Origin of the sequence: Kitasatospora sp. NPDC056076, assembly GCF_042266305.1 — a bacterium.
In the GTDB taxonomy this organism is placed as follows: Bacteria; Actinomycetota; Actinomycetes; order Streptomycetales; family Streptomycetaceae; genus Kitasatospora.
Window position 1 is genome coordinate 102,114 of sequence record NZ_JBHJWG010000004.1, and the last position, 24,703, is coordinate 126,816.

A 24,703-nucleotide genomic window follows, 5' to 3' on the forward strand; every position below is an offset into this window, starting at 1 on the left:
CGCACAGCTCGACGGGGCGGAGCACCGGGCTGCGGTCAGCCCGCCCGGACGGCGCTGACCAGGTCCGGCAGCAGGTTCGCCGCGTCGGGCGTGCCGAGGCCGGTGACCGGGTCCCAGCCCGTACCGGCCGGGTAGCCCGGGACGGTCGGGTCGGTGGTGTTGTTCCCGAGCGTCACGTCGTTGAAGTCGGCCGCGTACTTCGCCGGGTCGGCGCCCAGCTTGTACAGGGCCGGGTTGATCTGGCCCAGGCCGCCGCCGTTGATCTGGTCCGCGATCGAGACCAGGCCGGCCCACTGGGGGCAGGACAGCGAGGTGCCGCCGATGTCGTACCAGCCCGTGCTGCACGGCGTGGCACCGCACTTGAGGCCGGAGGAGCCGTCCGGCGGCAGCGACAGGTAGACCAGCGCACCGGTGCTGGAGGCGGCCTGGAGTGAGACGTCCGGGACGCCGCGCTTGGCGCCGATCGCGGTGGAGCCGGCCGGCAGTGCCGACTGGTAGTCGGGCCGGTCGAAGACCCGGCTGAACCCGCCGCCGGAGTTGGTCCAACCCACCTCGGCGGAGCCGGAGTTGCTCTGGCAGGCGGCCGGGTTGTCGGTGCTGTCCACGGTCCGGGCGCCGGTCGCGCCGGGGTCGGTGCACAGGTAGGTGCCGCCCACGCCGGTCACCAGCGGGTCCGAGGCGGGCCACTCCACGGACGGGTACGGCAGGGTCGAGCCGCCCGACTTCACCGGGGTCTTCTCCGAGCCGGCCGTGCCGCTGTCGCCGGAGGAACCGAGCACCGTGACCCCGTTCAGGGCCGCGGACTTGAAGGCGTGCCGCAGCGGTTCGATGGACTGGGCGCTGCCGAAGGCGCCCTCGGCGGAGGCGAAGGACTGCGAGATGACGTTCGCCAGGTGGTGGTCGACCACGTACTGCTCGGCGTTCATCAGCGTCGGCAGGCCCTGGACGCCGAGCGTCTCCGCGGTCGGCGTGCTGACCAGCAGGATGTTCGCACCGGGTGCCATCGCGTGCGCGGTCTCCACGTCGAGCGCGACCTCCACCGCCCACGCGGCCTTGCTCTCCTGGCCGGTGCCGTGGCTGGTGGGCGGCGGGGCGTTGGTGCCCGGATCGCCCTGGACGTGCAGCTCGCCGAAGGACGGCATCCCGGGCTGGCAGGTCACCGCCTCCTCGCCGCACATCGCGGTGACGCCGAAGGCCTGGTCGAAGACGTGCAGGTCGTGCGCCATGGTGTCGCTGCCGTACGAGTCGAGGATCGCGATCGTCTGGCCGCGGCCGTCGAAGCCGCCCGCGTACAGCGGGCCCAGGTGGTAGGCGGCCCTGATCGCCTGGGGGTCGAAGCAGCGGCGGCCCGCACTCGCGCACTGCGTCGGGGTGGGGGGAGTGGTGCCCGCCGACACCTGGGCGTAGTCGGCCACCGTGGGGTGCACCGTCGGGTAGCCGGCGGCCGCGGCGCCGCCGGGCACGGCGCTGCCGACCACCGGGGCGGCGAGCGCGCCGGAGGCCGCGAGGGCCAGGCTGCTCACCCCGGCCAGGAGCATGCGGCGTATCGTTCGAGCCTTCAAGTAGTCCTCCACGAGGGTGGGTTGGGGGACATCGGCGATCGACCCGGGGCGGATCGAGCACCCCGGGCACGGAGCGGAACACGGAGCGGAACACGGAGCGGAATCCGGGACGCGGGGTCACGGACGGCCGCGAGTGTAGGTGCGGCGCCGACCGGCTCTCAATGGCCTGTTCGACGCGGGTTCGACGCCCTTTCGACGGCGGCGGCCGCCCGCCGCGCCCCGCCGTACCCCTGCCGGGAACCGGTGGAACCCGTTCGAGTGAACGGCCGCCCGGTTGCTTCGTCCACGGCCGTCGACCCGCCAAGCTGGGCCGCGGATGCGTAAGAACCTGGTGAGGAAAGGCCGTTCGATGACGCGCGCGCTGATCGTGGTGGATGTGCAGAAGGACTTCTGCGAGGGCGGAAGCGTCCCGGTCGGCGGCGGTGCCGACCGGGCCCGGGCGATCGCCGCGCTGATCCAGGGACCGGAGCGGGAGGGGTGGTCCCGGGTGGTCGCGACCCGGGACCACCACGTCGACCCGGGCGGCCACTTCTCCGAGCATCCCGACTACCGGGACTCCTTCCCGGTGCACTGCGTGGCCGGCACCGAGGGCGGCGAGTTCCACCCCGACTTCCTGCCCGCCGTCGAGGCCGGCGCGGTCGACGAGGTCTTCTACAAGGGCGCCCGCTCCGCCTCCAAGAGCGGCTTCGAGGGCTTCACCGCCGACGGCACCCCGCTCGCCGACTGGCTGCACGACTGCGGCGTGGACGCCGTCGACGTCGTCGGCATCGCCACCGACCACTGCGTCAAGGCCACCGCGCTGGACGCCCGCCGGGCCGGCTTCGACGCCCGCGTCCTGCTCGACTACACGGCCGGCGTCGCCCCCGACACCACCGATGCCGCGCTCACCGAACTCCGCGACGCCGGGGTCGACCTCACCGGCGCCCCGGTGGTCCGCTCCTGACCCGCCGGCGCTCATAACGGAACGGTTGCGGAGCCCGCCCTTCGCTGCGCCAGGGGTTGACGGCGCGGGGAGGGCGGGCGTTTGCTGTGTCCCGCTCGTGCGAATCTGTTGAGTTGTGGTCTGTTTTGTTGTTTTGAACGTTCAAACTTGGCCGCCGAGCGCCACCACCCCCATGCCCCGCCTCCGTCCAGAGCCACCCATCGGGAGGAATGCAATGTCACACCTTTCCCGCCGCGACCTGCTCCGCGCCTCCGGCGCCGGCCTGCTGGCCCTCACGGCCGGCGGAGCCCTCGCGGCCTGCGGCGACCCGGGCTCGGGGAGTGCCTCCGGCGGGGACGCCGACACCGGCAAGGTCACCGTCTGGTCGTGGGCCACCGCGGCCGTCGCGCTGCGCGCCGTCGTCCCGGCCTTCGAGAAGGACAACCCGGGCATCACGGTGGACGTCCAGGACATCGGCAACCCCGCCATCTGGGACAAGATCACCGTCGGCCTGGCGGCCGGCGGCCAGGGCCTCGGCGACGTCCTGCACATCGGCTGCGACTACCTGCCCGGCTACCTGGAGAAGTTCCCCGGCGGCCTCGCCGACCTCTCGGCCTTCGGCGCCGACGCGCACAAGGAGAAGTTCGCCAAGGGCCTGTGGCCGGTCGTCACCGGCAAGGACGGCCACGCCTACGCCCTGCCCTGGGAGGCCAACCCGCTCGGCTTCTTCTACCGCAAGGACTACTTCGACAGGGCCGGCCTCGACCCCGCCTCCTTCGCCACCTGGGACGACCTCACGGCGGTCGCCGACCGCTTCAAGGCCGCCAACCCCGGCATCTCGCTGATCGGCATCAACAAGGCCGCCAACCCCAGCCCCGACCTGGACTTCGTGCAGTCCCTGATGCAGCTCCAGGGCGCCTTCTACTTCGACCTCGGGGGCCGGATCACCCTCGGCTCCGAGCCGGACGTCCGCGCCCTGGCCACCCTCAAGCACCTGGACGACGCCGGGTTGGTCGCCGACGCCCCCGGCGACCAGGGCTGGGCCACCCTGATGAAGGCCGGCAAGCTCGCCGTCGCCCCGATGCCCGCCTGGGCCGCGCACTACCTGGAGGCCAAGTTCGCCGACCAGCACGGCAACTGGCGCCTCGCCAAACCCCCGGCCGTCACCCCCGGCGGCAAGCGCACCGCCCTGGTGAACTCCACCCACCTCACCGTCGCCGCCTCCAGCCCGCGCCGCCGCGCCGCCTGGAAGTTCGTCGAGTACGCGCTCACCCGCCCCGCCTCGGTGAACGCCATGTTCGACGCCGGCGGGGTCTTCCCCGCACTCCTCGACGCCTACGGCGACCCGCTGTACGCCAGGCCCAGCGACTACTACGGCGGCCAGTCCCCGCTGCGGACCTTCGCCGACCTGGCTACCGACGGCGGCGACCCCACCAACTACTCCGGCGACTACGCCCGCGCCCTCAAGCTCGCGAGCGACGCCCAGGCCAAGGTCCTCCTCAAGGGCGGCGACCCGGCCGGCGTCCTCCGGGCCGCCGCCCAGCAGCTCGCCCAGCAGACCGGACGCACCGTCGCATGACCGCCGCCATCGCACCCCCCGCCACCGGACGGACCCGCCCCGCCCGCCCCGCCGGCCCGGCCGCGCGCGCCCACCGCCGGGCCCGGCTGCGCCGCACCGCCCTGCCGTACCTGCTGCTCGCCCCCGCCCTGATCACCTTCGGCGTGTTCAAGGCCTACCCGATCGTCGACTCGCTGCTGCTCTCCTTCACCACCGGCTCCGGCCCCGCCGCCCGCCCCGCCGGCCTCGCCAACTACCGGCGCCTGCTGGACGATCCGCTGTTCTGGACGGCCCTGCGCAACACCGGCGAGATCCTCGTCGTACAGGTCCCGCTGATGCTCGGGCTGGCCCTGCTGCTGGCCGTCGGCATCAACTCCACCCTGGTGCGCTGGCGGGCCGTCTGGCGGCTCGGCGTCTTCATGCCCGCCGTCACCGGCCTGGTCGCCACCGGCGTGATGTTCGCCTTCCTGCTCAAGCGCGACGACGGCGCGGTCAACTGGCTGCTGCACGCCGTCGGCCTGCCCGCCGTCGACTGGCTGGGGCAGCCGTTCTGGGCCCGGATGTCCGTCGTCCTGGTGCTGACCTGGCACTACACCGGCTACAACGCCGTCATCTACCTGGCCGGCCTGCAGTCCGTCCCGAAGGAGCTGTACGAGGCCGCGATGGTCGACGGCGCCGGTGCCGTCCGCCGCTTCACCGCGATCACCGTCCCGGCCCTGCGCCCGCTGCTGCTGTTCACCGTCGTGCTCTCCACCATCGGCACCCTCCAGCTCTTCGACGAGCCGTACGTGCTGACCGGCGGCGGCCCGGACAACGCGAGCCTGACCGTCTCCATGTACCTGTACCAGAACGGCTTCCGCTACTTCGACTTCGGCTACGCCTCCGCCATCGCCTACGCGCTCACCCTGCTGGTGGCCGTGCTGGGCGCGGTCCAGATGCGCCTGATGGGGGAGAAGGACGGATGAACCCCAGGAACCTCCGCGGCTGGCCGCTGACCTTCCTCCTGGCGGGCCTCACCGGCTTCTCGGTCGCCCCCTTCTACTGGCTGCTGGTCTCCGTCACCCGCAAGGACACCGAGATCTTCGACTGGCCGCCGCACCTGCTGCCCGGCGGGGGCCTCGGCGACAACCTCCACCGGCTGGACCAGCGGATCGGCCTGCTCCGGGTGCTCGGCAACTCCCTGCTGGTGGCCGGGATCCAGACCCTGGGCGCCCTGGTCGTCGCCCTGCTGGCCGGCTACGCCTTCGCCAAGTTCCGCTTCCGCGGCCGCACCCTGCTGTTCGCGCTGCTGCTCTCCACCCTGGTGGTGCCCGAACAGGTCATGCTGGTACCGCTGTTCACGATGATGACGGACTTCGGCCTGCTCGACTCCTACCAGGCGATCATCCTGCCCGGGCTGTGCGTGCCCTTCGCGGTCTTCCTGATGCGCCAGTCGCTGAGCAGCCTGCCGGACGAACTCCTGGACGCCGCCAGGGTCGACGGCGCGGGCGAGTTCCGGGTGCTGTGGAACGTCGTCGTCCCGGTGATGCGGCCGGTGCTTGCCGCGCTCTCGATCTTCCTCTTCCTGGGCTCCTGGAACCAGTTCGTCTGGCCGCTGATCGCCCTGCGCAGCCCCGGCATGCACACCCTGCCGGTCGCCCTGGCGACCCTGTACGGCAACCAGAGCACCACCGACTACGGCGCGATCCTCTCCGGGACCGCGCTCTCCACCCTGCCGATGATGGTCCTCTTCCTGGTCCTCCAACGGCAGTTCATCTCCGGCCTGCTGGCCGGCGCGACGAAGGGCTGAGCGGCATGACCGAGACCGACACCGCAGCGGGGACCGCGGCCGACACCGCAGCGGGGACTACGGCCGGGACCACGACCGAGGTCTGGGAGCCGCACGCCCCCGCCCCCGGAGCGCTCCACCCGCTGCCCCACGCCCGGGCCCGGGGCCTGGACCTGCGGGCGAGCGGTACCGCCACCGTCCGGGAGGTCGCCGACGGCGTGGTCGAGGTGAGCGCCGAGGGCCCGGCCGAGGTGCGGATCGAGTGGCGGGTGCCCTGCGTGGACGTCACCTCCTTCTGGACCCCGGAACCGCGCGGCACCGGCTGGCTGCCCGCCGCCTGGAGCGCCCCGCGCCGCACCGGCCCCGCCGCCGGCGCCCCGATCGCCGCGCTGGTCGGCACCGGGGACACCTCGGTCTGCGCCTTCGCGGCCGAGCAGACCGAGGTGCTGGTCGGGGCCGGAGTGGTCGAGGAGACCGGTGACTTCCGCTGCTGGGCCCAGGCCGCCGGCCGGATCACCGTCCGGATCGACACCTCGGGCCGGCACTTCGCCCGCTGCCTGGCCGACCTGACCGCCTGGTGGGGCGAGGGCCGTACCGTCGTCGTCCCGGAGGACGCCCGCCGCCCCGCCTACTCCACCTGGTACGCGATGCACCAGGACGTCTCGCCCGAGCGGATCGAGGCCCAGGCCGCGCTCGGCAAGGCCCTCGGGCTGGACGTGATCATCGTCGACGACGGCTGGATGACCGCCGACCGCACCCGCGGCTACGCCCACTGCGGCGACTGGGAGCCCGTCTCGCTGCCCGACACCGCCGAGCACGTCCGGCGCGTCCACGACCTCGGCGTCCGCTACCTGCTCTGGTACGCGCTGCCGTTCATCGGCAAGGACAGCGCCGCCTACCGGAAGATCGGCCGGCACGCCCTCGCCGACGTCCCCCACCTGGGCGCGGTGGTCGCCGACCCGCGCTACCCCGAGGTCCGCGAGTTCCTCACCGACCGGCTGGCCCGGGCCGTCGAGGAGTGGGGCATGGACGGGCTCAAGGTCGACTTCGTCGACTCCTTCGCCCGCGCCGCCGAGCGCCCCGACGCCCCCGGGCCCGGCCCCGAGGCGGACTGCGCCGAGGTGGCCGAGGGCGTGGAGCGGCTGCTCGCCGCGATCCGGGCCCGGACCACCGCCGCCCACCCGGACGCGATGATCGAGCACCGGCAGCCGTACGTCAGCCCCGCCCTGTGGCCGTACGCCACCATGATCCGGGCCACCGACTGCCCGCTCAGCCCGCAGGAGAACCGGCAGCGCACCGTCGACGTGCGGCTGGCCGCCGGGCCGGTGCCGGTGCACGCGGACATGCTGATGTGGCACCCGGCCGAGCCGCCCGAGCAGATCGCCTGCCACCTGGTCAACGTGCTCTTCTCGGTGCCCCAGATCTCCGTCGACCTCGCCGCGCAGGACCCCGGGCAGCGCGAGGCGATCGCCTTCTGGCTGGGGGTGTTCCGCGAGCACCTCGACACCCTGCAGCGCGGCGAACTGCTCCCCAGCCGGCCCGACCTCGGATACCCGCTGGTCACCGCCCGCGGGGAGGGGACGGTCGTGGTCGCCCGGTACGCGGCGCTGCCGGTGGACGTCTCGGCGGACGACTGGCACACCCTGCTGGTGGCCAACGCCGACGCCGACCCGGACGTCCGGCTGGTGGGCGGCAGCGGCAGGGCCAGCGCCACCGTCCAGGACGCCCGGGGGCGTATCGTCCGGCAGGACGAGATCGACCTCGACCGGACGGACACCCTCGCGGTGCCGCGCGGCGGGCTGCTGTCGCTGCGCCGCCCCTGACCCACCACCGGAGGACCCGCATGCCCGAGGGAGCGCACCGACCGCGCCGTGGCGCCACCACCATCGAGGAGGTCGCCCGCGCGGCCGGGGTCTCCCGGCAGACCGTCTCCAACGCACTCAACGCCCCGCACCGGGTCCGCGCCGAGACGCTGACCAGGGTCAGCACGGCGATCCGCGAACTCGGCTACCAGCCCGACCAGTCGGCCCGGTCGCTGCGCAGCGGCGCCCGGCGCACCATCGGCTACCTCGCGCCGGTGGACGACCCGCTCGACCCCAACCCGCTGATGGCCGGCTTCCTGGAGGCCCTGGTCGACGCGGCCGGGGAACGCGGGCAGCGGGTGCTGCTGTTCCGGCCCGCCCCGCCCGCGGCGGACCCGGTGGCGGCCATCGACGAACTGGTGGCGGCCCGGCAGGTCGACGGGCTGGTGCTGGCGGACGTCCTGACCGAGGACCGGCGGATCGCCCACGTCGCCGGGCTGGGCGTCCCCTTCGTCAGCTTCGGCCGGACCGGACCGGGCGAGCCGCAGCACTGGGCGGACATCGCCAACGACGCGGCGATGGCCGCGGTGGTGCGGCACCTCGCGGCGCGGGGCCACCGCCGGATCGGCTACCTCGGCGCCGCCGAGGACCTGCCCTGGATGGCGGCCCGGCGGGCGGGCTTCCTCGCCGAGACGCGCCGGCTGGGCCTGACGGCGGTCGCCCCGTCGGAGGCGGCGCCGACGGCCGGGCCGGTGGCGGCCGTGCGGGAGCTGCTGCGCGGGCCCGACCGGCCGACGGCCGTCGCCGCGGGCAGCGACCTGCTGGCGCTGGACGCGTACGAGGCGATCCGGGCCGAGGGGTCGGCGGTCGGGCCCGCCGGGGTGGCGGTCACCGGGTTCTACGACTCACCGCTCTGCCGCCACCTGCACCCGCCGCTGACCTCGGTCCGGCTGCCGCTGCGGGCCCTGGCGGCCGGGCTGGTCACCCGGCTGCTGGACCAGGTGCACGGCGGGGCCGCGCCGACGGGCGGCCTGGAGCTGCCCACCGAGCTGGTGGTGCGGGCGAGTTCGGCCTGACCGGCGGTGGCCTGAGCGACGGAGCCCTGCGCGGCCGGGCCCCGCCGCGGTGCCTCAGGCCCGGTGCGCCTCCGGGCGCTCCGGGGACGCCTCCGCGAGCGCCCGGGTGACCGCCGCCACCCCGGCGCGCAGCCCGTACACCGGCGTGGCCGGCTGCTGGCGCCAGGACTCGTCGATGCCGCCGGCGTCCACGGTGTCGAAGCCCAACTCGTCGACCAGCGCCCGCACCACGGCCTTCGCCGCCTCGTCGTCCGAGGAGACCGGCACGGCGAGGCGCTCCGGGTCGCCCGCCGGGAGCGGGCGGTCCAGCAGGTCCTGCGCGTAGGTGCCGTTGAACACCTTCACCACCGGGTGGCCCAGGTGCTGCTCCGTCCAGCGGCTCTCCGTCAGCCCGCCGTCCTCGATCGCGTCGATCCGGCCGTCGCGCTCCTTCGGGTAGTAGTTGCCGGTGTCGATCACCGCGAGCCCCTCGGCGGCGCCGTCGAACAGCCCCGCGGGCAGGCCCGGTACGTTCTTCAACGGCACCGTCACCACCACGACCTGGGCGCCGTGCGCCGCCTCCGCGGCCGTCACCGCCTTCGCGCCCGTCTCCTCGACCAGCGCCCGCAACGACTCCGGCCCGCGCGAGTTCGCCACCGAGACCTCGTGCCCGAGAGCCGTCAGCCGCCGCGTGAGGTTACCGCCGATGTTGCCCGCGCCGATGATGCCGATCTTCATGGGTAAGCCCCTTCGCGAGTGCCGTCCTTGGCCGTCGCCCTGCCCCAACCACACGCCGATCGGATCTGTTCCCCCACACCCGGGGTGGCCCTGCGCAACCCCGGGCCGACGCGTGCCTGGTCCTGCCGGGGCCAGGCACGCCACGCCCGGCCGGGCCACAATCACCCCGTGAACCCGACCCCCGCCCTCAGCGACTTCCTCCGCACCCGCCGCGCCCGCCTCCGCCCCGAGGACGTCGACCTCCCCGACTACGGCGGCCTGCGCCGGGTCGCCGGCCTGCGCCGCGAGGAACTCGCCCACCTGGCCGGCGTCAGCGTCGACTACTACACCCGCCTCGAACAGGGCCGCGTCGGCAACCCCTCCACCACCGTCCTCGACGCCGTCGCCCGGGCCCTGCGCCTCCTCCCCGACGAGACCGGCCACCTCCACCGCCTCGCCCGCCCCGCCGGCCGCACCCACCGCAGCCGCCCGGCCCGCCAGCAGCCCCGCCCCTCCCTGCTGCGCCTCCTCGACCGCCTCGACCACACCCCCGCCGTGGTCATGGGCCACCGGATGGACATCCTCGCCTGGAACCGGGCCGCCACCGCCCTCTTCGGCGACTACGGGGCCCTCCCGCCGGAGCACCGCAACATCGCCCGGATCACCTTCCTCGACCCGGCCTCCCGCGACCTCTACGCCGACTGGACCACCTGCGCCCGGGAGAACACCGCCTTCCTCCACCTCGAAGCCGGCCGCCGCCCCGACGACCCCCGGCTCGCCGAACTCATCGGCCAACTCTGCCTCGGCAGCCCCGAGTTCCACCGGATGTGGGCCGACCACCCGGTCGCCGACAAGACCTCCGGCCACAAACGCTTCCACCACCCGGTCGTCGGCCCGCTGGACCTGGCCTACGAGACCCTCCGCCCCGCCGACGACCCGGACCAGGCCCTCATCACCTACACCGCCGACCCGGACACCCCCTCCGACGACGCCCTCCGCCTCCTGCTCTCCTGGGAGGTCACTCGCTGACGGTCCCGAAACGAACGGCGCCCATGATGGGTCCATGACGGACGGCACCGCACTGCAGCACCTGGTCACCGGTCTCCCCGAGGCGTTCTAGACCGCCCCGCGGCCGAGCCGCATCGACGCCTGCCCCTGCTGCGCCTCCCGGGCCGGGCTGGACCGCCTCCTGCGCACGCCCCGCGCGCAGTTGACGCCCGAGGAACTGGGACCCTACGCCGCCTCCGTGCTGAACACCGTCGGCTCGCCCGCCGACCTGCGCTACTTCGCGCCGCGCATCCTCCAGCTCGTCCTGACCGGCGAACTCGCCTGGCCCGACGTGCCGTTGGTCTGCCGCAAGCTGGCGCAGGCCGGCTGGCAGGACTGGCCGGAGGCGCCGTACCTGCGCCGGCTCCTCGACGCCCTGTGGCCGGACGTCCTGCACGACGCCCGGAAGTGCGGGGACACCGAGGCCGTGCTCAGTGGCCTGGGGGCCGCCGATCCGGACGGGACCGGCGGTCGGGTAGGCCCTGTCCGGTCGGTCTTGTCGGATCAGCCCGCGGCGGTGGGCGCCCGGCTGGGCGTGCGCCCGGATCGTCCTCGTACTGGGTGTACTTGGGCGATTCGGGCGTGCGGCCAGGCGGGATGCCCGGCGTCGCGGGCCCGGCAAGATCGGCCGGAGAGGGCCTAACAGAATGGGCCCGGCTCGCGAGCCCCGTGGCCGTGGAGCGCCTGTACGAGTTCGCCCTCGGCGGTGAGCTCGAACCGCGGGACGCCCTTTGGGACGAAAGGGGAGCCGCGTACCGGACCTTCGCGGCCTGGCTGCGCGGGCCCGAGCTCCAACTGGCCGTCGAGGCGGCCTTCCTGCGGATCGATGACCCCACCCAACTCGATCAACTCATCACCGTCCATGACATCCTGGCGGCATGACCCACGACATGGTGCCGCCACTGCTCGCAGTCGCACTGCTCCTGCTCGTCATCAAACTGGCCCGTGAGCGGCGAAACGGCAAGCCCTCGCCGCTGATTCCGCAGTCGACTGCGGGGCGGGCGACGGCGCTGGCGGTCGCCGCCCTGGTGGCGGCCTCCGGGCCGGCGGGTGGTCAGCCGTGGGACGCGTCGCTGATCCCGGCGATCGCCCTCGGTGGGCTGGTGGGCTCGTTCGTGGACCTCCGCCACCGCTGAGCCGGGCAGCCGGGCGGCCGGGCCCCCCGGCCCCGGCCGCCGGGCCCTCACTCGAAGCGCGCGGTGTCGCCGGCCCCCCGGCGGGTGATCTCGGCCTCGCCGCTGGAGAAGTCGATGACCGTGGTCGGCTCGGTGCCGCAGTCGCCGGAGTCCACCACGGCGTCCAGCACGTGGTCGAGGCGTTCCTTGATCTCCCAGCCCTGGGTCATCGGCTCGTCCTCGCCGGGGAGGATCAGGGTGCTGGAGAGGAGGGGCTCGCCCAGTTCGGCGAGCAGCGCCCGGGTGACGGCGTGGTCGGGGATCCGCACCCCCACGGTCTTCTTCTTGGGGTGCATCAGCCGGCGCGGCACCTCCTTGGTGGCGGGGAGGATGAAGGTGTAGCTGCCCGGCGTCGCGGCCTTGACGGCCCGGAAGACGTTGTTGTCGAGCTGGACGAACTGCCCCAGCTGAGCGAAGTCCTCGCACACCAGGGTGAAGTGGTGGCGGTCGTCGAGGCGCCGGATGGACCGGATCCGCTCCAGCCCGTCGCGGTTGTCCAGGCGGCAGCCGAGCGCGAAGCAGGAGTCGGTCGGGTACGCGATGAGGGCTCCGGAGCGGAGGCTGTCGGCCACGGTGCTGATGGTGCGCGGCTGGGGGGATTCGGGGTGCACGTCGAAGTACTTGGCCATTGGCCGACCTTACGGGATCCCACCGGTTGATCGCCGCAACCGCGACGCAGTACGGTCGGTCACCGTGGCACTGGACCAGGCGCGGGTGAACCGGATCTTCCTGCCCGGGACGTACGCCGAGGGCGTTCCGTACGGGCTGTTCCGCGAGCTGCGGGCCGAGGCCCCGGTCTGCTGGGTGGAGGAGCCGGCGGTGGGGGACTGGCCGGCCGGGGCGGGCTACTGGGCGGTGCTGCGGCACGCGGACGTGAAGCACGTGCTGCGCAGCCCGGAGCTGTTCTCCTCACACCTCGGGGCGACCCAGATCCGCGACCCGGACACCCCCGCCGACCTGGCCTTCGTCCGCACCATGATGCTCAACCAGGACCCGCCGGACCACGCCCGGCTGCGCCGGATCGTCACCGCCGCGTTCACCCCGCGGGCGCTGCACCGGCTGACCGCCGCCATCGAGGGGCGCGCGGCCGAACTGGTCGCCGCGATTCGCCCCCTGGGCGAAGCCGACTTCGTGCCGCTCGCCGCCGATCTGCCCGTGTGGACGCTGGCCCTGGTCCTGGGCGTGCCCGAGCAGGACCGGCAGCTGCTGGTCGACTGGTCGAACCGGGTGATCGGCTACCAGGACCCCGACTACGCCCACTCCAGCACCGCCGACCCATCCCGGCTCACCGCCGTGGGACGCGCCGCGCTCGACCACCGGCCGACCACTCCCACCGCCCCTGACGGCCGCCCGCTCAACCCGCGCTCCCGCGCGGCCCTCGCCGACATGTTCGCCTACGCCCACGCGCTCGCCCGACAGCCGCCGCCGGGCAGCATCGTCGCCCGCATGCGGGACGCCGGCCTGAGCGCCGCCGAGTTCGAGACGATGTTCTTCCTCTTCGCCGTCGCCGGGAACGAGACCGTGCGCAACGGCCTGCCGGGCGGCCTGCACACCCTGCTCAGTCATCCGGACCAGTACCGACTCCTGTGCGAGCGGCCGGAGTTGGTCCCGTCGGCGGTGGAGGAGATGCTGCGCTGCTGGCCGCCCGTGGTGCACTTCCGCCGCACCGCGACGCGGGACACCCGGATCGCCGGGCAGCCGGTCCGCCGGGGCGACAAGGTGGTGGTCCACCACGCCTCGGCGAACCGGGACGAGGCCGTGTTCCCGGAGCCGGACCGCTTCGACGTCTCCCGCACCCCGAACGACCACGTGAGCTTCGGGTACGGCCCGCACTTCTGCGTCGGCGCCCGGCTCGCCCGCCTGCAGCTGCGGTCCGCCCTGCGCCACCTGCTCGACCGCCTCCCGGGGCTGGAGCTCGACCCGGACCGGCCGCCGCGGCGCCTGGTGTCCAACTTCCAGAACGGCCTCAAGAGCCTGCCGGTGCGCTGGACGGTTCCGGGGTGACGGCGCGCTCCGCCGGTGGGCCGGCTCAGCCCGCGCAGGCCGGGCAGAGGCCCCGGTAGGTGACCTCGGCGCCCGAGACGGCGAAGCCGAACCGCTGCTCCGCCGGGAGGTCGGCGAGCGGGTCGCCCAGGGGGTGGACGTCCCGGATGGCGCCGCAGCCGGTGCAGACCAGGTGCTGGTGCGGGTGGTGGGCGTTGGGGTCGTAGCGCTTGGCGCGCCCGTCCGTGGACACCTCGATGACCTCACCGAGGGTGACCAGCTCGCCGAGGGTGTTGTACACCGTCGCGCGGGAGATCTCCGGGAGGCGCTCGGCCGCGCGGGCGTGCACCTCGTCGGCGGTCAGGTGCACGTGCTCGCCGTCCAGGACCTCGGCCACGACACGCCGCTGGGAGGTGAGGCGCCAGCCGCGCTCGCGCAGCCGCTCCAGCAGGTCACTCATCACGGTTCACCTATTCAGGTCATGGGGGAAGACCGGAGTTTACCAATGCCGGTCCTGAGGCCTCCGACCTCGGCCGGACGGGGGTTTGGTGTCTTTCTTGACTTGGACTACGTCCATCGTAGGATCGGCTCCGGCGCTAGCCTGGGTAACGGCAGTGCCGAATAGCAGCAGTAGGTGCCGTAGGTAGCAGATAGACACCGTGATCCGCCTTGTACGGAAGGATTCCCATGTCTGAGAACCACGATGCAACCGGTGTAGAGGCGAGCGCGGGCGGCTGCCCGGTCAACCACGGGCGCGCGCTCCACCCCACCCAGGGCGGCGGGAACCGCCAGTGGTGGCCGGAGCGGCTGAACCTCAAGATCCTCGCCAAGAACCCCGCCGTCGCCAACCCGCTCGGCGCGGACTTCGACTACGCCGCGGCGTTCAGCGCCCTGGACCTCGCCGCCGTCAAGCGGGACATCCAGGAGGTGCTCACCACCTCGCAGTCCTGGTGGCCGGCCGACTTCGGCCACTACGGCCCGTTCATGATCCGGATGGCCTGGCACAGCGCCGGCACCTACCGGATCAGCGACGGCCGCGGCGGCGCCGGCGGCGGCCAGCAGCGCTTCGCCCCGCTGAACAGCTGGCCGGACAACGCCAGCCTGGACAAGGCCCGCCGACTGCTGTGGCCGGTGAAGAAGAAGTACGGGCGCAGCCTGTCCTGGGCCGACCTGATCGTCCTGACCGGCAACGTCGCGCTGGAGGGCATGGGCTTCGAGACCTTCGGTTTCGGCGGCGGCCGGGTCGACGAGTGGGAGCCCGACGAGGACGTCTACTGGGGCCCCGAGACCACCTGGCTCGGCGACGAGCGCTACACCGGCGACCGCGAGCTGGAGAGCCCGCTGGCCGCCGTCCAGATGGGCCTGATCTACGTCAACCCCGAGGGCCCCAACGGCAACCCGGACCCGATCGCCGCCGCCCGCGACATCCGCGAGACCTTCTACCGGATGGCGATGAACGACGAGGAGACCGTCGCGCTGATCGCCGGCGGCCACACCTTCGGCAAGACCCACGGCGCCGGCCCGGCGGACAACGTCGGCCCGGACCCGGAGGCCGCGCCGATGGAGCAGCAGGGCCTCGGCTGGAAGAGCGGCTACGGCACCGGCGTCGGCGCCGACGCCATCACCAGCGGTCTCGAGGGCATCTGGACGGCCACCCCGATCACCTGGGACAACAGCTTCTTCGAGACCCTGTTCGGCTACGAGTGGGAGCTCACCGAGAGCCCGGCCGGCGCCCACCAGTGGAAGCCGAAGGACGGCGCCGGCGAGGGCACCGTGCCGGACGCCCACGACCCGGCCAAGCGGCACACCCCGATCATGCTCACCACCGACCTGTCGCTGCGCTTCGACCCGGTGTACGAGCCGATCTCGCGCCGCTTCCTGGAGAACCCGGCGGAGTTCGCCGACGCCTTCGCCCGCGCCTGGTACAAGCTGACCCACCGCGACATGGGCCCGGTCGTGCGCTACCTCGGCCCGGAGGTCCCGGCCGAGCACCTGCTCTGGCAGGACCCGCTGCCGGCCGTCTCGTACCAGCAGGTCGGTGCCGCGGACGTCGCCGACCTCAAGCGGCGGATCGCCGGGACCGGCCTGTCGGTCTCCGAGCTGGTCTCCGCGGCCTGGGCCGCGGCCTCCTCCTTCCGCGGCAGCGACAAGCGCGGCGGTGCCAACGGCGGCCGGATCCGGCTGCAGCCGCAGGCCGGCTGGGAGGTCAACGAGCCGGACCGGCTGGCCGGTGTCCTGCGGGCGCTGGAGGGCGTGCAGCGGGACTTCAACGCGCAGGCCGGCGACAAGCAGGTCTCGCTGGCCGACCTGGTGGTGCTGGCCGGCGGCGTCGGCGTCGAGCAGGCGGCCAGGGCGGCCGGGCTGGCCGTCGAGGTGCCGTTCGCGGCCGGCCGGGTGGACGCCCCGCAGGAGCTCACCGACACCGAGTCCTTCGCCGCGCTGGAGCCCAAGGCGGACGGCTTCCGCAACTGGGTCGGCAAGGGCAACCGGCTGCCGGCCGAGTTCCTGCTGCTGGACAAGGCGAACCTGCTGGGCCTGAGCGCGCCCGAACTGACCGTGCTGGTCGGCGGTCTGCGCGTGCTGGGCGCCAACCACCAGCAGTCCGCGCACGGTGTGCTGACCGAGACCCCGGGCGTGCTGACGAACGACTTCTTCGTCAACCTGCTGGACCTGGGCACCAGTTGGTCCTCCGCCTCGGGGGACGCCCACACCTTCGAGGGCCGGGACGCCTCCGGTGCGGTCAAGTGGACCGGCACCCGCGCCGACCTGGTGTTCGGCTCGAACTCCGAACTGCGCGCCGTCGCCGAGGTGTACGCGGCCGACGACGCCAAGGAGAAGTTCGTGGAGGACTTCGTCGCGGCCTGGGTCAAGGTCATGAACGCGGACCGCTTCGACCTGGTGTGACGCGGTAGCCGATGACGGCGGGAGCCCGGGGGTTGTCAACCAACCCCCGGGCTCCCGTACGTCGTTGCGGCGCGTTCCCCTCCGCCCTTCCGCCCTTCCGGCCTTACGGCGCGCCCGCGCTGACCAGCCCGGTCTCGTACGCCGCGACCACCACCTGGGCCCGGTCCCGCAGCCCCAACTTGCCCAGGATCCGCGCCACATGGGTCTTCACCGTCGCCTCGGAGAGCTGGAGCCGGCCGGCCAGCTCGGCGTTGCTGAGGCCGCGGGCCAGCAGCCCCATCACCTCCAGCTCGCGCGGGGTGAGGGTGGCCAGTTCACGGTGCGGGGCGGCGGCCTCGGGGGCGGCCGGGCGGGCGAAGCGCTCGACCAGCCGGCGGGTGATCGCCGGGGCGAGCAGGGCGTCCCCGGTGCGGACCAGCCGGACGGCGGCGGCCAGGTGCTCCGGGGTGACGTCCTTGAGCAGGAAGCCGCTGGCCCCGGCGGCCATCGCGGCGTAGACGTAGTGGTCCAGGTCGAAGGTGGTCAGCATGATGATCCGGGGCGCGTCGGCGGCGCGGTCCGCCGGCCGGCCGGCCAGGATCCGCCGGGTGGCCTCCAGGCCGTCCAGGCCGGGCATCCGGATGTCCATCAGCACCACGTCCGGCCGGGTGCGGCGGACGGCGGCGACGGCCTGCTCGCCGTCCTCGGCCTCGGCGGCCACCTCGATCCCCTCGGACTCCAGGATCAGCCGGAAGCCGATCCGGACCAGGGCCTGGTCGTCGGCGACCACCACGCGGATCGGGTGCTGCTCCACGGCGTCAGTCAACTCTCAACTCTCCAGCGGTATCGAGGCCTTGACGCGGTAGCCACCGCGCGGCCGGGGGCCGGTGTGCAGGGTGCCGCCGTAGACGGCGAGGCGTTCGCGCAGACCGAGCAGGCCGCGCCCGTTGCCGGTGGCGGCGGCGCCGGTGGGGCGGCCGCCGGTGTCGGTGACCTCCACCGTGAGGTGGTCGGCGGCGTAGTCGACGGTCACCGCGGCGGCGGCGCCGCCCGCGTGCTTGACGGTGTTGGTGAGCGCCTCCTGGACGACCCGGTAGGCGGCCAGTTCGACCCCGGGCGGGACGGTCCGGCGCTCCCCGCGCACCGTCAGCTCCACCGGCAGGCCGGCCCGGCGCACGCCCTCCACCAGGGAGTCGAGCCGGCCGAGGCCGGGCTGCGGGCTGAGGTCGGCGGTGGCCGCGGGATCGCCGCCGGTCTCCGAGTCGATGGTCAACAGGCCCATCACCTGGCGTAGTTCGGTCATCGCCGCGCGCCCGCCGGCCTCCACCGCGGCCATCGCCTCGCGGGCCCTGTCCGGAGCGGTGTCCAGGATCTTGCGGGCGGCCCCGGCCTGGATCGTCATCATGCTCACGTTGTGGGTGACCACGTCGTGCAACTCCCGGGCGATGCGGGCCCGTTCCAGGTCCACCGCGCGGTCCAGCGCGGTCAGCTGCTCGCGCTCCAGGGCGGTCAGCCGCTCCCGGCCCTCCTCCACCCGGCGCCGCCACATCCGCAGTTCGTAGGCGACGGCCAGCACCGGCACCAGCACCAGCACGGCGATCACCCAGTTCTGGAAGTGCGGCAGCAGGGCGTGGTCGAAGAGCACCACCAGGGCCGCGGTGGCGGCCGCCAGGCCGAGCAGCACGGCCTTCGGGCGGCGCCCGTAGGCGGCCGCGCCGTAAGCGGCGACGATCACCACCACGCCCGCCCAGAACGCGATGTCCTCGTGCTGCGACCGCACCAGCAGGGCGGCCGCCAGCACCGTCCACAGCACCGCCAGCGGGTGGCGCCGGCGCAGCACCAGCGGCAGCGGGACGACGGGGACCAGTAGCAGCATCCCGTGCCAGGGCGATCCGTGCCCGCCCGGACCGTACTGGCCGTGCGCGTGGGCCGCGACGACGGCGTAGCGGCCGCAGACGGAGGCCAGGAACAGGGCCAGGGCCAGGTCGAAGGCCTGGCCGCGCCGGGTGGGCCGGGGCGGGGGCGGCGCGTCGTCGGCGCCGCCGTCCAGCAGCCGTCGCACGGTGGGGTGGTTGATCACCGGGTCATTGTGGCGGTCGGCCGCCGTCGGGGACAGCCCCGCGAGCGGCGGCAGCCGCTGCACCTGACGACTACCCCGCAAGGATGACGCCGCAGCCCGTACGCCCGGCGCGGTACGGAAGTTGCGGCGGGCGGCGGACGCGCTGCGGGCGGAGTGAGCCCCCGGGCGGGCCGGGGGCTCAGGACTCCTCGTCCGCCCGGCCCTCCTCGTCCGCCCGGCCCTCCTCGGCCTTCCGGCTCTCCTCGGCCTTCCGCTCCGCGGCCCGGACCTGCTCGGTGAAGGCGTGCTCGTCGATCCGCTCGACGCTCGCCCCGTGCTTCGCGGCCAGCTCGTCCGCCGGGCCGGGCGAGGCCTCCCGCACCTCCACGGCGACCAGCGCCCCGCCGTCCGGCACCCGGGGCGACAGCACGATCAGCGCGGCGCCGCCCTCCGAGGCCGCGCGCTCCTCGGCCGCGTTGCCGAGCGCCGCGCCCGCCGCGAAGCCGAGCAGCACGCCCACGGGCCCGCCGAGCAGCCCCACCAGGCCGCCCAGCACCCCCGACCCGACCGTGGCCACCCCGGCTCCCCGGGTGAAGGTGTCCTTGATCTCCAGCAGGCCGTCGGCACTGCGCTCCATCGCCGCCGCGTACCGCAGCCCCGGCAGGTGCTGCGCCTCGTCGAACGCGGGACGCCAGGCGCCGCCGTCGGGAAAGGTCAGCAGGACGACGTTGTGCTGCTCGCTCATCGCACTCCGATCGGGCTGGGGGCGGCTCGGGCCTCCATCGTGACCTTCGGCGCGCCACCCGGCCACAGGAAGCGTCCCGTCGACCCGGAGCGGGTGGGGTGGCCGTCCGATGAGCGGATGAGCCGCCGCCGGTCCGCCCGGGCCCGCCGCGAATCGAACATCGCGGAGCGTCCCGGTGATCGACATCCACCAACTCGCCGTCGCCGACACGGAATCGCCCGGATCGGGTGAGAGCGGGCGGGACACGCCGGACGGGCCCGTCGGCCGCTGCCAGGATCGGGGTCCGCACCGGCAGCCCGACCTCCGCAGAGTGCCCTCCGGCACCGCTGCCGACCCACCGCGCCCACCCCGCGGTGAGGGCTGCCCGCGTGCGGGACCGCTGCGGCCGTCGGCCGCCGTACCTGGGAGGAACACCGTGTCGAAACAGGTCGTGAAGCCCACGAAGCCCCTGGCCGAGAAGTCCCCGGCCGGGGCCGAGCACGACGAGGAGCTGCACCTGCGCTTCCCCGGCGACCGCCGCGCCGAGGCGGGCGCGTCGATGTCCACCGGCGCGATGCTGCGCCGCCTGCCGCACCTGGTCCGCCGGGCGCTGGCGCTGGCCTGGGCGGCGGACCGCACGTCCACCGTGCTGCTGCTGGTCTGCCAGGCGCTGGCCGGGGTGGCGGGGGCGCTCGCGCTGTACGCCACCACCGGCACCCTGGGCGCCCTGCTCGTGCCCGGGCCGGTGGCCGAGCACCTGCGCACCGCCACGCCCTCCCTGCTCCTGCTGACCGCCTCGGCCGGGCTGCGGGCCGTCCTGGGCATCGCGGTGGTGGGCCTGTCCGGCCGGGTGTCGCCCCGGATCACCCGGGAGGCGGAGCTGGCGCTGATCGCCGCCGGGTGCGCCGCCGAGCTGGAGGCGTACGACGAACCCGCCTACAACGAGCAGTGGGAGGCCGCCGACCGGGGCGCCTCGACCACGCCCGACCTGCTCTCCAACGCCCAGGACGTGATCGCCTCCACCGTCTCGCTGGCCGCCGCGGCGGGCGTACTGGCGACGCTGCACCCCTGGCTGGTGCCGCTGCTGCTGCTCGGCTCGGTGCCGACCGCCGTCGCCGCCGTGCGCACCGCCCGGATCCACTACCTGGCCGCGGTGGTCACCAACGAGGACCGCGGCGCGCTGCGCGTCTACCGCTGGTTCCTGATCGACAAGACCCGCGCCGACCAGGTCCGTTCGGACCAGGTCACGCCCTTCCTGATGGCCAAGTACCGCCGTGCCGAGGCCAAGATCGTCGCCGCCACCGACCGGGCCACCCGGCAGGCGGCCAAGGTCTCGCTGCTGGCCGCGCTCGGCACCGGGGCCGGCAGCGCGCTGATCTGGGGCACCCTGCTCTACCTGGTGGCCTCCGGCCGGATCGACCTGGCCGCCGCCGGCACCGCCACCTTCGCGCTGCGCACCGCCTCCTCCGGGCTGCAGGGCCTGGTCGGCAACGGCGCCCGGCTGTACCGGATGGGCCTCTACCTGGACGACTACTTCACCTTCCTGGACGAGGCCGGCGGCCACCGCATCGACCGCGGCGAACTGGTGCCGGGAGCACCGCAGTTGGTCGAGGTGACCGGGCTGAGCCACGCCTACCCGGGCGAGCAGCAGGAGCCCGCCCTGCGCGGGGTCAGCCTGACCCTGCGGGCCGGCGAGGTGGTGGCCGTGATCGGGCAGAACGGCAGCGGCAAGTCGACCCTGCTCAAGCTGCTCTCCGGCCTCTACCTGCCGCAGTCCGGCCGGATCACCTGGGACGGCGTGCCGGTGGAGGAGTTGGACGCGGACGGCATGTGGTCCCGGGTCGCCCGGGTGCCGCAGGAGTTCGCCCGCTGGCCGCTCGGCGCCGCCGAGAACGTCCACCTGGGCCACCTCACCGAGCGGTGGATGGCGGACGTGGTGGAGGCCGCGGCCCGGACCGGCTTCGACGAGACGGTCGGCCGGCTGCGTTCGGGCTGGCGCACCCTGCTCGCCCAGGGGTGGTGGGGCGGCGCCGAGCTGTCCGGCGGCGGCTGGCAGCGCGCGGCCGTCGCCCGGGCCCTGTACCGCACGGTGCGCAGCCCCGGGCTGCTGATCCTGGACGAGCCCACCTCGGACCTCGACCCGCGCGCCGAGCACCGCATCCTGCACGCCCTGCGCGGCCTCGCCGAGGGCCGGATCACCCTGCTGGTGACCCACAACATCGCCAACGCGGCGGTCGCCGACCGGGTGATCGTGATGGACCAGGGCAGCATCGTCCAGACCGGCACCTGGGCCGAACTCGCCGCCCGCCCGGACGGCCTGTTCCGCGAGCTGCTGGACCTCCAGCGCGACCGCGCCGTCCCCGCCCAGCGGTCGGCGGCGGACCGGCCCCGGCCGGCCGGGGGCCGAGCCGGGGCGTGACCCCGGGACCGCGCCGGGGCCCGACCCGGTGACCCCGTCGGGCGGGCGGCTGCCCACCGCCCGCCCGGCGGGCCGGAATTCGGGCGACGGACGGGCCCGGATGCACGACGATGACGGCATGCTGAACAACGGGGAACCCGAACCGGACGCGACGGACGAGGACGAGCTGCTGCAGCTCCTGGTCGGCGAAGTGTGGGTGAACGTCTACCGGTTCGGCGGCATGGGCGTCGTCGACTTCGGCGGGACGGTCTCCTGGCCGCGGGGCGACGGCGGGGAGGTGTCGACGGGCAGCCGGTACGCCGTGCACGCCCAGTGCCCGTTCCGGATCGTCCAGTGCGGGGAGGTGTACCTCGGCTCCGACGACCTGGTGCCGGCCGGGGGCGGCGACCGCCTCGCCTACGACGCCGGGGCCGACGCGCTGCGGGAGTTCCTGGAGCGGCGCTCGCCCCGGGTGCTGGCGGTGGAGCGGGCGCCGGAGGGCGACCTGCGGATCACCCTGGAGCACGAGCTCAGGATCGACGTCCTGCCGACGAGTGCGAAGGTCGAGGAGTGCTGGCGGTTCCTGGTCCGGGACGGGGAGCACTTCGTCTTCCCGCCCGTCGACTGACCTGCCGGGCCACCACAGCGCGGCAGGTCGGCCGACGGCTCAGCGCCCGCTGCGGGCCACGGCCCGCAGCCGCCGCCAGGTGCGCCCGGCCGGCCCGCCCGCGGGGGCGTCGTCCGCCCAGTCCCGGGCCGTCCCGGCGAAGGTGTCGGTGCCCGTCGCGGCCGGTGGCCGGGCCCGGCCCGTCCGGGCGGCGCGCAGCAGCTGCTCCGAGGTGATGCCGCCGAGCCGGGCCCGGGCGTGCTCCAGCAGGGTGGCGCCGGCGGCGGCGATCGCGGGCTCGCCCAGCGGGCGGGTCGGCAGCGCCAGCCCTTCGGCGAGCAGCTGGTCCAGGGCCGTGCGCAGGTCCGGGACGGAGAGGTCGCGGACGGTCAGCGACAGGTGGCCGGACAGTCCCTCGGCGCCCACCGCACGGTGGGCGAAGGCGCGCGGGACGTAGAGCACGTCGCCGGGCCCGAGGACGGTGTGCAGGCGCTGCGCCGAGCGTTCGTCGTCGGGGAGTTCGCCCAGCGACCACTCGGCGGCGGCCGGCGCGTCGTGGACGTACCAGGTCTTGCGGCCGGCGACCTGGAGGACGAACACGTCGGCGTCGTCGCGGTGCACCGCGAGGCCCTGGCCGCCGACCGGGGTGAGGAAGAAGAACGCCTCCACCCGCCGGTCCAGCTCCTCGGAGAGCCGGGCCACCAGGTCCCCGGTCGGGCCGTGCCACTGGTCGACGCAGCGCAGCAGCAGCGTCGCCCCGGTGCGCAGCAGGGCGAGCACCTTGGCGCGGTCGGCGAAGCCGTGGTGGGTGGTGCCGTTGACGGTGCGGGAGGTGGTGAAGGCCTCGGCCGGGAGGACCACCTTGTCGGAGCGGACCATCTCCAGGTACGGGGTGCGCAGCAGCCCGCTGTCGAAGGCGGCGTCCAGCGCTTCGAGGTCGAACGGCGAGGCGGGCCGGGCGGGGGAGAAGACGGCGGGTTCGCGCTGCCACCGGTGGTCGGCGAAGCCTGCGAGGTCGCCGACCCAGTCGGCGAGCGTGGGCGATTCCATGGTGTGTCCAGTGCTGTCGGGAGGGCCGGCCGGTTCAGCTGCCGACGGAGGCCTCGAACCGTACGGAGAGCAGGGAGCGCAGCGGGACGGGCGCGTCCTGCCGGGGACCGCGGATGGTGAGGCCGTGGTCGAGGGCGACGGTGAGCAGGCGTTCGGCCAGCGGGACGACCAGGTGCTTGGCCCAGCAGCGGGCGCCGTCGAAGCCGAACGGCATGAACCCGGGGGTCTTCTCCGGGTCGGCGACCGCCTCCCACCGCTGCGGCCGGAACTCCAGCGGGTCGGCCCAGTAGTCCGGGTGGCGGTGCATCAGCAGGGGGAGCAGCGCGACGTTGTCCTCGGGGCGGATCTCCGGGTGCAGTCCGGCGTAGGCGTCCCCGCCGTTGCGGTAGAGCATCCACGCGGGCGGGAGCAGGCGCAGGGTCTCCCACAGGACGGTGGTGAGGTCCTGGTGCGGTTCGGGCGCCGTCCGCATCAGCCACAGGGCGTTGCCGGCCAGGGCGGCCACGCCGTCGCAGAGGGTGGCGGAGGCGCGCCGGTACATGGCGACGGCCTGCTTGCGTTCCAGCGGGTCGTCGGCGCCGCGGATCAGTCCGGCCATGGCGGTGGGCGTTCCGGGACCGTTCCCGTTCCCGTTCCCGTTCCGGTCCCCGTTCCCGTTCCCGCCCGCGCCGCCCGGCCAGGTGGTGACGGCCCGGTCGACGAGCCGGGAGAGGGTGTCGGAGCGGGTGATGCCGCGCTTGGCCAGCAGGGAGACCGGCAGCGGGTCGGATCCGAACAGCCACCGGCGCAGGTAGGAGGTGGGCGCGTACGGCCAGGCGCCGTTCAGCCCGCGGGCCGGGGGCGGTGGCGTGCGGATGCCCGCCATGACGTCCTGCCCGAGGGCGCGGATCGTCCGGGTCGCGCTGTCGTGGGGGATGTCGGCGCCCGCGGCGGGCTTGTAGACGGAGCGCTCGGTCTGGAGCACCGGGCGGGCCGCCACGATCTCGGCCATCAGGCGGGCGTCGGAGACGCCGACGGTGCGGGCGTCGACGCGGAACACCTTCGCGTCCCGGGCCAATAGGTCCTGAATTCGCGGGGCGTAGACGACGGAATGTTCGCGGACCGTTTCCGGCGCCATTTCTTGCACGAGGATCCCGCCTCCGTGGGAATACCGATGAAATACGGCGCCGGTGGGGCGGCGGTACCGCCGCCGCCCCACCGGCCGTGGTGCGTCAGATGACGTGCAGCACCCACGCGTGGTTGGCGAGGTCCTCGTCACGCTTGAACTTCTTCACGATCGCCTTGATCATCTTCATGGTTTTCCCCTTTCCGGGAATACGGGTGCGACGAATAGGTGTGGCCGCACCGGTGATGAGGTCCGGCATTCCGGTCCGGAAGGCCGAACTGCTCAACT

The 24,703-nt window shown here is 74.2% G+C and carries 24 protein-coding genes; 14 read left to right on the forward strand and 10 right to left on the reverse strand.

Annotated features, from left to right (window positions below; all coding sequences use genetic code 11):
* Positions 1-35: 35 nt before the first annotated feature.
* Positions 36-1,538 (reverse strand): protease, encoded by a 1,503-nt coding sequence (locus tag ACFC1T_RS05075; protein ID WP_375883707.1) that lies wholly within the window; start codon positions 1,536-1,538, stop codon positions 36-38.
* A 373-nt stretch (positions 1,539-1,911) separates the two neighbouring features.
* Between ACFC1T_RS05075 and ACFC1T_RS05080 the strand changes: the two genes are divergently transcribed.
* The 6 genes from ACFC1T_RS05080 (at position 1,912) to ACFC1T_RS05105 (ending at position 8,688) form a co-directional block, all read left to right on the forward strand.
* Entirely contained in the window at positions 1,912-2,505 is a 594-nt protein-coding gene (locus ACFC1T_RS05080; protein WP_375883710.1) for an isochorismatase family protein, read from the forward strand.
* A gap of 214 nt (positions 2,506-2,719) precedes the next feature.
* Positions 2,720-4,063 (forward strand): ABC transporter substrate-binding protein, encoded by a 1,344-nt coding sequence (locus tag ACFC1T_RS05085; RefSeq protein ID WP_375883713.1) that lies wholly within the window; start codon positions 2,720-2,722, stop codon positions 4,061-4,063.
* Positions 4,060-5,007, forward strand: coding sequence for a carbohydrate ABC transporter permease (locus ACFC1T_RS05090; RefSeq protein WP_375883715.1), 948 nt, complete (start codon positions 4,060-4,062; stop codon positions 5,005-5,007). Before ACFC1T_RS05085 ends, ACFC1T_RS05090 begins: the two co-directional genes overlap by 4 nt.
* Positions 5,004-5,831, forward strand: coding sequence for a carbohydrate ABC transporter permease (locus ACFC1T_RS05095; protein ID WP_375883718.1), 828 nt, complete (start codon positions 5,004-5,006; stop codon positions 5,829-5,831). The genes ACFC1T_RS05090 and ACFC1T_RS05095 overlap by 4 nt, the downstream gene beginning before the upstream one ends.
* A gap of 5 nt (positions 5,832-5,836) precedes the next feature.
* Complete coding sequence (locus tag ACFC1T_RS05100) at positions 5,837-7,633, forward strand: glycoside hydrolase family 36 protein (protein WP_375883719.1); 1,797 nt, start codon at positions 5,837-5,839, stop codon at positions 7,631-7,633.
* 20 nt (positions 7,634-7,653) lie between these two features.
* Positions 7,654-8,688, forward strand: coding sequence for a LacI family DNA-binding transcriptional regulator (locus ACFC1T_RS05105; RefSeq protein ID WP_375883722.1), 1,035 nt, complete (start codon positions 7,654-7,656; stop codon positions 8,686-8,688).
* Between the two features lie 54 nt (positions 8,689-8,742).
* Here ACFC1T_RS05105 and ACFC1T_RS05110 read toward each other — a convergent pair whose 3' ends face one another.
* Positions 8,743-9,405: an NADPH-dependent F420 reductase gene (locus ACFC1T_RS05110; RefSeq protein WP_375883724.1), complete on the reverse strand. Its 663-nt coding sequence runs from the start codon at positions 9,403-9,405 to the stop codon at positions 8,743-8,745.
* Positions 9,406-9,573: 168 nt separating this feature from the next.
* Between ACFC1T_RS05110 and ACFC1T_RS05115 the strand changes: the two genes are divergently transcribed.
* From ACFC1T_RS05115 to ACFC1T_RS05130, 4 genes are all read left to right on the forward strand, one after another.
* Entirely contained in the window at positions 9,574-10,413 is an 840-nt protein-coding gene (locus ACFC1T_RS05115; protein WP_375883726.1) for a helix-turn-helix domain-containing protein, read from the forward strand.
* Positions 10,414-10,630: 217 nt separating this feature from the next.
* Positions 10,631-11,074 (forward strand): hypothetical protein, encoded by a 444-nt coding sequence (locus ACFC1T_RS05120; protein WP_375883728.1) that lies wholly within the window; start codon positions 10,631-10,633, stop codon positions 11,072-11,074.
* 32 nt (positions 11,075-11,106) lie between these two features.
* The gene (locus ACFC1T_RS05125) at positions 11,107-11,313 is read left to right on the forward strand and encodes a hypothetical protein (protein ID WP_375883731.1); all 207 of its coding nucleotides are present in this window, start codon (positions 11,107-11,109) and stop codon (positions 11,311-11,313) included.
* On the forward strand, positions 11,310-11,567 hold the full coding sequence (locus ACFC1T_RS05130) for a hypothetical protein (protein ID WP_375883734.1): 258 nt from the start codon (positions 11,310-11,312) through the stop codon (positions 11,565-11,567). The genes ACFC1T_RS05125 and ACFC1T_RS05130 overlap by 4 nt, the downstream gene beginning before the upstream one ends.
* A gap of 47 nt (positions 11,568-11,614) precedes the next feature.
* On the opposite strand, the gene ACFC1T_RS05135 is transcribed toward ACFC1T_RS05130, so the two are convergent.
* On the reverse strand, positions 11,615-12,235 hold the full coding sequence (locus ACFC1T_RS05135; protein ID WP_375883736.1) for an L-threonylcarbamoyladenylate synthase: 621 nt from the start codon (positions 12,233-12,235) through the stop codon (positions 11,615-11,617).
* 64 nt (positions 12,236-12,299) lie between these two features.
* Between ACFC1T_RS05135 and ACFC1T_RS05140 the strand changes: the two genes are divergently transcribed.
* Positions 12,300-13,610, forward strand: coding sequence for a cytochrome P450 (locus tag ACFC1T_RS05140; protein ID WP_375883739.1), 1,311 nt, complete (start codon positions 12,300-12,302; stop codon positions 13,608-13,610).
* A gap of 25 nt (positions 13,611-13,635) precedes the next feature.
* Here the strand turns inward: ACFC1T_RS05140 and ACFC1T_RS05145 are convergent, their stop codons facing one another.
* Positions 13,636-14,049, reverse strand: a complete 414-nt coding sequence (locus tag ACFC1T_RS05145; protein ID WP_360238584.1) for a Fur family transcriptional regulator — start codon at positions 14,047-14,049, stop codon at positions 13,636-13,638.
* A gap of 227 nt (positions 14,050-14,276) precedes the next feature.
* Here ACFC1T_RS05145 and katG point away from each other — a divergent pair, with 227 nt between their 5' ends.
* Positions 14,277-16,493, forward strand: coding sequence for a catalase/peroxidase HPI (katG, locus tag ACFC1T_RS05150; RefSeq protein ID WP_375883742.1), 2,217 nt, complete (start codon positions 14,277-14,279; stop codon positions 16,491-16,493).
* Positions 16,494-16,596: 103 nt separating this feature from the next.
* On the opposite strand, the gene ACFC1T_RS05155 is transcribed toward katG, so the two are convergent.
* The 3 genes from ACFC1T_RS05155 to ACFC1T_RS05165 all read right to left on the reverse strand — a co-directional run bounded on the left by ACFC1T_RS05155 (position 16,597) and on the right by ACFC1T_RS05165 (position 19,276).
* Entirely contained in the window at positions 16,597-17,298 is a 702-nt protein-coding gene (locus ACFC1T_RS05155; RefSeq protein WP_375883744.1) for a response regulator, read from the reverse strand.
* A 3-nt stretch (positions 17,299-17,301) separates the two neighbouring features.
* Positions 17,302-18,552 (reverse strand): sensor histidine kinase, encoded by a 1,251-nt coding sequence (locus ACFC1T_RS05160; RefSeq protein WP_375883746.1) that lies wholly within the window; start codon positions 18,550-18,552, stop codon positions 17,302-17,304.
* 178 nt (positions 18,553-18,730) lie between these two features.
* On the reverse strand, positions 18,731-19,276 hold the full coding sequence (locus ACFC1T_RS05165) for a histidine kinase (RefSeq protein ID WP_375883747.1): 546 nt from the start codon (positions 19,274-19,276) through the stop codon (positions 18,731-18,733).
* Between the two features lie 415 nt (positions 19,277-19,691).
* Between ACFC1T_RS05165 and ACFC1T_RS05170 the strand changes: the two genes are divergently transcribed.
* Positions 19,692-21,674 carry an ATP-binding cassette domain-containing protein gene (locus ACFC1T_RS05170; RefSeq protein WP_375883750.1) on the forward strand — a complete coding sequence of 661 codons (1,983 nt, stop codon included), beginning with the start codon at positions 19,692-19,694 and terminating at the stop codon, positions 21,672-21,674.
* A gap of 118 nt (positions 21,675-21,792) precedes the next feature.
* Positions 21,793-22,281 (forward strand): hypothetical protein, encoded by a 489-nt coding sequence (locus ACFC1T_RS05175; protein ID WP_375883752.1) that lies wholly within the window; start codon positions 21,793-21,795, stop codon positions 22,279-22,281.
* 39 nt (positions 22,282-22,320) lie between these two features.
* On the opposite strand, the gene ACFC1T_RS05180 is transcribed toward ACFC1T_RS05175, so the two are convergent.
* The 3 genes from ACFC1T_RS05180 to ACFC1T_RS05190 all read right to left on the reverse strand — a co-directional run bounded on the left by ACFC1T_RS05180 (position 22,321) and on the right by ACFC1T_RS05190 (position 24,701).
* On the reverse strand, positions 22,321-23,310 hold the full coding sequence (locus ACFC1T_RS05180) for a JmjC domain-containing protein (protein WP_375883754.1): 990 nt from the start codon (positions 23,308-23,310) through the stop codon (positions 22,321-22,323).
* A 34-nt stretch (positions 23,311-23,344) separates the two neighbouring features.
* Positions 23,345-24,427 carry a cytochrome P450 gene (locus ACFC1T_RS05185; protein ID WP_375883757.1) on the reverse strand — a complete coding sequence of 361 codons (1,083 nt, stop codon included), beginning with the start codon at positions 24,425-24,427 and terminating at the stop codon, positions 23,345-23,347.
* A gap of 94 nt (positions 24,428-24,521) precedes the next feature.
* Positions 24,522-24,701: a hypothetical protein gene (locus tag ACFC1T_RS05190; RefSeq protein WP_375883760.1), complete on the reverse strand. Its 180-nt coding sequence runs from the start codon at positions 24,699-24,701 to the stop codon at positions 24,522-24,524.
* Positions 24,702-24,703: the final 2 nt, after the last annotated feature.

Excerpts from the sequence above, each read along its gene's own strand:
- ACFC1T_RS05075 (WP_375883707.1), bottom strand. The coding sequence starts at position 1,538 with ATGCTCCTGGCCGGGGTGAGCAGCCTGGCCCTCGCGGCCTCCGGCGCG.
- ACFC1T_RS05080 (WP_375883710.1), top strand. The coding sequence starts at position 1,912 with ATGACGCGCGCGCTGATCGTGGTGGATGTGCAGAAGGACTTCTGCGAG.
- ACFC1T_RS05085 (WP_375883713.1), top strand. The coding sequence starts at position 2,720 with ATGTCACACCTTTCCCGCCGCGACCTGCTCCGCGCCTCCGGCGCCGGC.
- ACFC1T_RS05090 (WP_375883715.1), top strand. The coding sequence starts at position 4,060 with ATGACCGCCGCCATCGCACCCCCCGCCACCGGACGGACCCGCCCCGCC.
- ACFC1T_RS05095 (WP_375883718.1), top strand. The coding sequence starts at position 5,004 with ATGAACCCCAGGAACCTCCGCGGCTGGCCGCTGACCTTCCTCCTGGCG.
- ACFC1T_RS05100 (WP_375883719.1), top strand. The coding sequence starts at position 5,837 with ATGACCGAGACCGACACCGCAGCGGGGACCGCGGCCGACACCGCAGCG.
- ACFC1T_RS05105 (WP_375883722.1), top strand. The coding sequence starts at position 7,654 with ATGCCCGAGGGAGCGCACCGACCGCGCCGTGGCGCCACCACCATCGAG.
- ACFC1T_RS05110 (WP_375883724.1), bottom strand. The coding sequence starts at position 9,405 with ATGAAGATCGGCATCATCGGCGCGGGCAACATCGGCGGTAACCTCACG.
- ACFC1T_RS05130 (WP_375883734.1), top strand. The coding sequence starts at position 11,310 with ATGACCCACGACATGGTGCCGCCACTGCTCGCAGTCGCACTGCTCCTG.
- ACFC1T_RS05135 (WP_375883736.1), bottom strand. The coding sequence starts at position 12,235 with ATGGCCAAGTACTTCGACGTGCACCCCGAATCCCCCCAGCCGCGCACC.
- ACFC1T_RS05145 (WP_360238584.1), bottom strand. The coding sequence starts at position 14,049 with ATGAGTGACCTGCTGGAGCGGCTGCGCGAGCGCGGCTGGCGCCTCACC.
- katG (WP_375883742.1), top strand. The coding sequence starts at position 14,277 with ATGTCTGAGAACCACGATGCAACCGGTGTAGAGGCGAGCGCGGGCGGC.
- ACFC1T_RS05165 (WP_375883747.1), bottom strand. The coding sequence starts at position 19,276 with ATGAGCGAGCAGCACAACGTCGTCCTGCTGACCTTTCCCGACGGCGGC.
- ACFC1T_RS05175 (WP_375883752.1), top strand. The coding sequence starts at position 21,793 with ATGCTGAACAACGGGGAACCCGAACCGGACGCGACGGACGAGGACGAG.
- ACFC1T_RS05180 (WP_375883754.1), bottom strand. The coding sequence starts at position 23,310 with ATGGAATCGCCCACGCTCGCCGACTGGGTCGGCGACCTCGCAGGCTTC.
- ACFC1T_RS05185 (WP_375883757.1), bottom strand. The coding sequence starts at position 24,427 with ATGGCGCCGGAAACGGTCCGCGAACATTCCGTCGTCTACGCCCCGCGA.